Genomic DNA, 8,284 nt, shown 5'->3' with positions numbered 1-8,284 from the left:
TCTTTTTGAGGATTTTAGACTAAAAACCAGGCGTAGGTTGGGTTGAGGAACGTTAGCGCCAGCTTATCCGTTAGGATAAACCCAACAATAGTAATACGATTTCTCTGTAACAATGCGCTTAATAATTGTTGTTCAGTGCAACTTCATGGAGAAATCGTATAAGGTTATGTTGGGTTTATCTTTCAGATAAGCTCCGCTAACACTCCGTTCCACCCAACCTACATCTATTGCACTCCTTCTTCCCTCTTCCTTCTTCCTTCTTCCTCCTTCCTTCTTCAAAACATTAACGAATAGGACTATATCCAGTTTCTTCAATTAATTTTTGCCCTTCATCTGTCAACAGCAATTTTCCATAAGCTTCTCCAGCTTTTTCATCAAAAGAACCATCTTTTTTCACAATCACAAATAACCGTCTCGAAATCGGATATGTTCCATTTTCAAATGCTTCTAAATTTGGTTGGTTACGCTGTTCAGGACAATTTTCTGGTGGCACAAATTCACCTTTATAAGGAGGAACAAAAGTACCTCCTGATTGATAGCCAATTGATAAAGGTTTCACGCCACACTGAGGAATAATTTCTGAAGCTGTGGCAAAATAAATTCCTCCTTTATTTGCAGTTATCTCTCGTAAAGCTTGAGTAGTAGTGGGAACCACAGCTACATTTTCAGCAAATTCTTTTTTACCTAAAATGTTTTCTTGAAAGAAAGGAGTTGTACCACTATTAAAAGGACGAGTATAGAGAATAATTTCAATATTAGGCCCTCCTATTTCACTCCAATTTTGAATCTTACCTGTATAGATTTCTTGGAGTTGTTTTAAAGTTAAACCTTCCACATCAAGTTCAGGATGAACTACTATAGCAATACCATCCATAGCAACAGGAATTTGCTTTAGTTGAAAACCTCTATTTCTGGCAATTTTCAACTCAGTATCTGTCACAGGCCGTGAAGATTCAGCAAAAGAAATTTGACCTTCTAATAGCATTTTAATTCCAGTTCCTGAACCAGGAGGCAAACTAGAATGTTTTTTATAAGTTAACTTAAATTCTGGAAAAATTTCTTGGATTTTCGGATTTATTTTACCGCGAATTGGTGCCCAGGTTGTACTAGCTCCATGTAGCCATTTACCATTAGGAACATCAGGAACATAAGCAAAACATTTGACAGATTTGATTTGATTTTCTGTGGGGGGTTTATTTTGGATTGGTTGTTGGGGACAGGGAGAATTGTCTACATCTTTTTCTGGTGTTTTTTCTCCACTAATCAGCGAGAAAATTACCCCACCAATAATCAATAAACTTATTGCTCCTAATAATAAGAAACTTTTTTTATTCAGGAATGAAGTTTGGGGAGGCTGGGTTAAGTTGGCAGTAATTTGTTGCCAAGTTAAAGGTTTATCTAATGCTGACTCTCGAATACATATTGTTGGTAACCACATTGCTCCTGGATAATCAGATTCAAAATATTCCAGACGTTCTCTAGCAGCATGAACAGAACTAAATAAGGATTTATTTTTAGTAAATTCCTCAAAGAAATATTCTAAAAATTTGACTGCTACTTCATCAGGTATGGGTTCTCGCATGACAATACTGCGAGGTAAACTTAACTGAGCTAATTGACTAGCTAATCCTAAACCATCACAGGAATTAAATATTGCTAATTGTAGTCCTTTATCTATTACATATCTGAGAGAATTCTTAAATTCATCAATGCTTAATTCATCACTATCGTTGAGAGAAATCCAGCCAATTGAACCATCTTCTTCGCTACGACTATGACCGGAAAAAATAAAGATATGATAACCTGATTCTTCTCTGAGAGTATTAGCAAATTTTTCTCTACTGGGCTGTTTTAAGCATATAATTTCTGCTCCTTTTTCTTGTAATTTTTGCACTATTTCTACATCTAAATTGGTATTAATTCCTGCACTTTTTCCTACTACTAAAAGCACTCTGAATTTGCCATGATTAGGAGAAGGTTTTAATGCACCTTTTCCTCTGACTCTTATAGCAATTTCTGCTTGAGGAAAGCGAGATGCTAATAAACCCCATTCTTGCCAAGGTAGTCGTCGTAATTTAGGGTTTTTTGCATCTAGAAATACACGAATTTCTGACTCAGAGTTTTGTAATGAACTAAATACGGAAATTAATTCTTCTCGGATTGGTCGCCATCGACTATCGTCAGAATCTAGCCATTTATTAATTTGAGTTTTTACCAGTTTTCTTTGTTCTGAACTGGAGAAAGAAATAGTTTTTTTGGGACTAATTCTAGTAGAGATTTTACGAATTTTTTCTAATTGGTGATAGGCTAACTGCCAATTACTCAATGATGATTCTAATTCTGGTGGTAAAGCTGGTAAAAAACCATCAATAGAATCAAATTTACCATCGTTGGCAGTGAGAGTTACATGAAATCCAGGGACTTCAGTTTCGAGAAGTTTAATCTTAACAATACTCATAGTTACATCCTAAAGGAAGTCAAAATTCAAAAGTCAAAAGTCAAAAGTAAGTAATTCAAAAGTCAAAAGTCAAAAGTCAAAAGTCAAAAGTCAAAAGTCAAAAATCAAAAGTAAGAAGTAAGAAGGAACTTATAAGTTATAAGTCAAAAGTAAGTAATTCAAAAGTAAGTAATTCAAAAGTCAAAAGTAAGTAATTCAAAAGTAAGTAATTCAAAAGTAAGTAATTCAAAAGTCAAAAGTAAGAAGGAACTTATAAGTTATAAGTCAAAAGTAAGTAATTCAAAAGTAAGTAATTCAAAAGTCAAAAGTAAGTAATTCAAAAGTAAGTAATTCAAAAGTCAAAAGTAAGTAATTCAAAAGTAAGAAGGAACTTATAAGTTATAAGTCAAAAGTAAGTAATTCAAAAGTAAGTAATTCAAAAGTCAAAAGTAAGTAATTCAAAAGTAAGTAATTCAAAGGTAAGTAATTCAAAAGTCAAAAGTAAGAAGGAACTTATAAGTTATAAGTCAAAAGTCAAAAGTAAGTAATTCAAAAGTAAGTAATTCAAAAGTAAGTAATTCAAAAGTAAGTAATTCAAAAGTCAAAAGTAAGAAGGAACTTATAAGTTATAAGTCAAAAGTCAAAAGTCAAAAGTAAGTAATTCAAAAGTAAGTAATTCAAAAGTCAAAAGTAAGTAATTCAAAAGTAAGTAATTCAAAAGTCAAAAGTAAGTAATTCAAAAGTAAGTAATTCAAAAGTCAAAAGTAAGAAGGAACTTATAAGTTATAAGTCAAAAGTCAAAAGTCAAAAGTAAGTAATTCAAAAGTCAAAAGTCAAAAGTCAAAAGTAAGTAATTCAAAAGTAAGTAATTCAAAAGTCAAAAGTAAGAAGGAACTTATAAGTTATAAGTCAAAAGTCAAAAGTCAAAAGTAAGAAGGAACTTATAAGTTATAAGTCAAAAGTCAAAAGTCAAAAGTAAGTAATTCAAAAGTAAGTAATTCAAAAGTCAAAAGTAAGAAGTAAGAAGTAAGAAGTAAGTTATAAGTCAAAAGTCAAAAGTCAAAAGTAAGAAGTAAGAAGTAAGAAGGAAAAAGTAATATGAAATACAAAAATTGTGCTAGTTACCGAATAATTAGGGCTTGCTGATTAAATCTAAAAGCATTGACATATAAAGACATTAGCCTTTTTGGGTCTGAAATACCTTGGTTTTCAGCTCTTCATGCTCAAAAAGGAGCGTATTTTAGGCGCATAGTTGGGCACAACAATCTTGAGACAATTCTTTCTCCTACCTCTTCTAAATTCCCATTTCTCCTGTTCCCCTCCTGGGAGGGGGAGGGGCGAGGGGTGGGTTGTCTCCTGTCTCCTACCCGAGCAAAAAGATTTTCCATACGCAAACCCTAATTATAGCGGTTTTCATTAACATATATAAGGTTTAAAGCATCTCCTTTAAAGGGATAAACAAGAAAAAATTTTCCTTTGAATCAATCCTCTTCTTTTCCAGGAGAGGTAATTATTAATTATTAATTATTAATTATTAATTGTTGAACTGCCCTCCTCCAGGATAATAAATTCATATGTGCCAAATTCAGCATTAGGTTTTACTTGAACTAATACTGATTTATCTATATCGAGAAACTGGCGATCGCCTAACTCATTAAATCTAATTTTTCCTGTTACTCCTTCTACATCAAAATCACCACTAGATAAAATTCTTTGTAATTTTTTACGGGAATAATTACCATTACTTTTATCCAGAGCTTTAATAATAGTTTTTGCTCCATCATAAGATGTAGCAGTACGCCAATTAATTTCAGCATTCCAAAACTTTTGAGCTGTTTGATTAAATTGAGAGTTAGGGTGACGATGCCAAGGAATAGCAACTGTCAAATTATTCTGAGCTGCTTCTTCTCCAGCATCATTTACAACTCGATAATTATAGATAGAATCTCCCCCTAATAATTTTAATCCTTTAGCATTATCAATTACTCCAATGGCATTAGTCAGAGTTTCAGTTGTCGGAACTAATAACATTGCTTCGGCATCTTGATTTTTTGCCTGTTCAATACAATCTTGAGCGCTAAAATTTCCAGCATTCAAGTAACATGGATGTACAATTTTTTTCGGTAGTAAGAGTGTTTCAAATTCTTGCTTCAGAGATTCACTATATTCATTATTTTTTACATAAGCTACTGCTACTTTTTGAGATTTTCCAAGTTCCTCTAAATACTCAAATAAAGCTTGGGCAGCTAGTTTATCGCTAGGAGAAATTTTAAATACAAACTTACTAAAATTTGATAATATAGTTGAGGTGCTAGTAGGAGAAATTGCTACTAATTTATTTTTGTGATAAATTTCTCCCGCACTGAGAGTCATTGGACTAGAGTAGTGACCAATAATAGCAATAATATCTTTTTGTTTGACTAAATATTTAGCAACTTTTTTAGCAGTTTCTGGCTCATTTTTATCGTCAACAATTGTGACTTGTAAAAATTTCCCATTCAGACTACCTTGGCAATTTAATTGATGTTGAGTATCTTTGATAGCTAGAGAAATTTCAGCCAAACCACAATTAAATTCACTTTGAGCTTGAGCAACTCCCCGTAAAATTTCTGCTGCAACATTAGCTTCTCCATGAGCAGGAATACTAACTGCTATTTCTAATATTTTTCTACTTTGATTGACTTTTTTTGCTTGAGCGATGGAATTATTCAAAAAAATTACTGTCTCTGGGTCATTTTTTTTGAAATTAAGAGATTTGCGAAAATAGGAAATAGCACTGTTAAATCTTTTCTCTTTTATCTCTCTCATTCCTAATTCTTTTTCTGCGGATATTTCCCCAGAAGGAAACATGGTTTTTTCTCCAATACTATTATTAATGTTTAGAACCTCTTGATTGAAAATGGGAGTTACTACTTTTCCTACATCCTGGAATAGGAGAATAACTGCAATGAATAATCCTGCCAATTCTAAGGGTAGCTTTGCTCGGTGAATAAATTTATGCCAAATATTTTGTTGAGTCATTTTATCGGGTAAATATCAATTTTGAATAAAGTCAAAAAATTATCGGTTTTAGGGAATAGGGAATAGGGAATAGGGAACAGGGAATAGGGAACAGGGAATAGGGAATAGGGAATAGGAAAAAAGTATTTTTACTGAGTAATTAATAATTAATGATTATTAATTAAATAATTCAGGTTAAAAGCTATCCCTTATAAGGAACTCCTAAAACCCTTTTCTGATAGGGAGATGGGAGGATGGGGGGATGGGGAGGTGGGGGGAGAAAAGCCTCTAATTAAATAGGTTTACTCTCCTGAAATCTGCATTGAATAGCAAATACATAACTTCTCTATAATATCTACGTTTTATTTTAAGAAAGATGTTTATAAAGCATAGCCCTAAAAGAGACAGGTAATTATTCATTATCAATTATCAATTATCAATTATCAATTATCAATTATCCATTATCCATTATCCATTATCAATTATCCATTATCAATTATTCATTATTCATTCCTCTAGAATTACAAATTCATATTTTCCAGATTTAACACTAGGTTTAACTTGAACTAATAGTGGTTTATGCTTCTCGAGAAACTGGCGATCGCCTAACTCGTTAAATCTAATTTTTCCAGTTACCCCGTCTAGGGAAAAATCGGGATTAGATAAGATTCTTTGTAACTGTTGACGAGAGTAATTTCTCGTCATTTTATCCACAGCTTTAATAATAGTTTGAGTAGCATCATAAGATGTAGCAGTACGCCAATTAATTTCTGCATTCCAAAATTTTCTAGCTGTTTGATTAAATTCAGAGTTAGAGCGACTATGCCAAGGAATAGCAAGGGTTAAATTTGCTCGGTATGCTTGTTGCCCAGCATCTTTTAATACCCTGGGATTATAAACAGAATCTCCACCCAATAATTTTAACTCTTTAGGATTATTAATTATACCAATTATATTACCCAAACTTCTGTCTGTGGCCGGGACTAAAAACATTATTTCTGCTCCTCGATTTTGTGCTTCTTCTACACAGTCACTGGCACTAAAATTTCCCGAGGAAATATTGCACTTATATACAAATTTTTCTGGCAGTAATTTATTAAATTCTTGAGTTAAAGACTGACTATAACTATTACCAGGTATATAGGCAACTGCTATTTTTTTATCTGTCCAATTTTGTTGATTCAAATAATTGAATAGAGCTTGAGCTGCTAGGCGATCGTTAGGGGAAATTTTAAATACAAATTTGCCAAAGTTTGATAATTCAATTGAGGTGCTAGTAGGAGAAATTACTACTAATTCTGCTTTGTTATAAATCTCTCCTGCTTGTAAAGTCATATCACTAGAAGAATGACCAATAACGGCAATGATTTCTGACTTTGCTACTAAAACTTGAGCAATTTTTTCTGCAGTTTCTGGCAGATATTCATCATCAGCAATAGTAACTTTTAAAAATTTATCATTGAAACTACCAGAGCAATTTAGTTGACTTTCAGGATTTTTAATAGCTAGAGAAATTTCCGGTAAACCACAATTAAATTCGCTTTGAGCTTGAGCAACTCCTCGCAAAAATTCCTGGGAAATATCTGACTCTTGACGAATAGGAACACTAACTGCTATTTCTATCTTTTGCCCAATATTTGTAGCAGATTTTTGTTGAGCAATGGCATTATTCAAATAAATTAAAGTTTCCGCGTCATTTTTATTGACTTGGAGAGACTGGCGAAATTGAGCGATCGCCTGAGCAAAGTTACCATTATAAAATTGTTCAATTCCTTCTTCTTTTGCCGGATTTTTATCGGAAGAAATTAACAATTTTTCCCCCTGACTAATATTCTGTAAAATTTCTGGCTGTATCTCGATAACTTTAGTTTCAGTGAATTTATTTTTAACTACATTTATCGCCAAAATTACCAACAAAATTCCTGCTGTCAGCCCCAAAGGAAGCTTAAACTTATCGATAAGTTTCTGCGATGAATTGGGATAAATTAACTGCTGCCAACTCAGAGAATGAGACAAAGCTGTTTCCTGAATACAAAGAGTAGGTAACCACATTGCTCCTGGATATTCAGACTCAAAATGTTCTAATCTTCCTCGAGCTATTCTCATAGATTTAAACAGAGATTTATTATTGGCAAATTCTGCGAAAAAATACTCTAAAAACTTCACTGCCACTAAGTCAGGAACAGGTTCTCGCATAACAATAATTCGTGATAAACCAAGCTTCGCCAACTGATTTGCTAAACCCAAACCATCACAAGAATTAAAAATTGCCAACTGCAACCCATTATCTATTGCATATCTCAAAGAATTTTTAAACTCTTTAATACTTAATTTATCCCGCTCATTCAAATATATCCAACCAATTGAACCATCTTCTTTACTACAACTATGCCCGGCAAAAATCAATATATGATAACCAGGTTCCTCCCGCAAAGCATCAGATAAATTTTCCTGTGTTGGTTGATTTAAAAATCTTACTTCTGCACCCTTTTCTTTTAACTTTTGAATTACTTCTAAATCTAACTGTGTATTAATACCATCACTCTTGCCAACTATGAGGATAATTCTTACTTTTGAAGATTTACGAGGTCGTCTAAACTTTCCTTTACCTCTAACTCTAATAGCAATTTCTGTTTGAGGGAAACGAGACTGAAATAAATTCCATTCTTGCCAAGGAATGCGGCATAAATTAGGATTTTGAATATCTAAAAATAAGCGAATTTCTGAATCAGAAGTTCCGATAGAAGTCAGCACATAAATTAATTCCTCCCGTACAGGTTGCCAACTAATATCGCTACTATCCAACCATTGATTAAGAGTTATTTTAACTTGTTCTTTTTCTTCATA

General features: G+C 32.9%; 4 protein-coding genes. All 4 read right to left on the bottom strand.

The window, feature by feature from the left end:
• Nucleotides 1–132 precede the first annotated feature (132 nt).
• Nucleotides 133–315, bottom strand: a complete 183-nt coding sequence (locus F6K54_RS34960; protein WP_293088286.1) for a hypothetical protein — start codon at nt 313–315, stop codon at nt 133–135.
• Complete coding sequence (locus F6K54_RS34955) at nt 284–2,458, bottom strand: substrate-binding domain-containing protein (RefSeq protein ID WP_293088284.1); 2,175 nt, start codon at nt 2,456–2,458, stop codon at nt 284–286. Before F6K54_RS34955 ends, F6K54_RS34960 begins: the two co-directional genes overlap by 32 nt.
• A gap of 1,506 nt (nt 2,459–3,964) precedes the next feature.
• Nucleotides 3,965–5,458 carry an ABC transporter substrate-binding protein gene (locus tag F6K54_RS34950; protein WP_293088283.1) on the bottom strand — a complete coding sequence of 498 codons (1,494 nt, stop codon included), beginning with the start codon at nt 5,456–5,458 and terminating at the stop codon, nt 3,965–3,967.
• Between the two features lie 486 nt (nt 5,459–5,944).
• A partial coding sequence (locus F6K54_RS34945) for an ABC transporter substrate-binding protein (RefSeq protein WP_293088281.1) occupies nt 5,945–8,284 on the bottom strand: 2,340 nt, incomplete at its 5' end.

The organism is Okeania sp. SIO3B5, assembly GCF_010692555.1.
GTDB lineage: Bacteria > Cyanobacteriota > Cyanobacteriia > Cyanobacteriales > Microcoleaceae > Okeania.
Note: the sequence above shows the minus strand (reverse complement) of the source record. Positions and strands in the feature narration are given on the sequence as shown.

Bases quoted from the DNA above. Each gene is read 5' to 3' on its own strand.
- F6K54_RS34950 (WP_293088283.1), bottom strand. From the start codon at position 5,458: ATGACTCAACAAAATATTTGGCATAAATTTATTCACCGAGCAAAGCTA.
- F6K54_RS34955 (WP_293088284.1), bottom strand. From the start codon at position 2,458: ATGAGTATTGTTAAGATTAAACTTCTCGAAACTGAAGTCCCTGGATTT.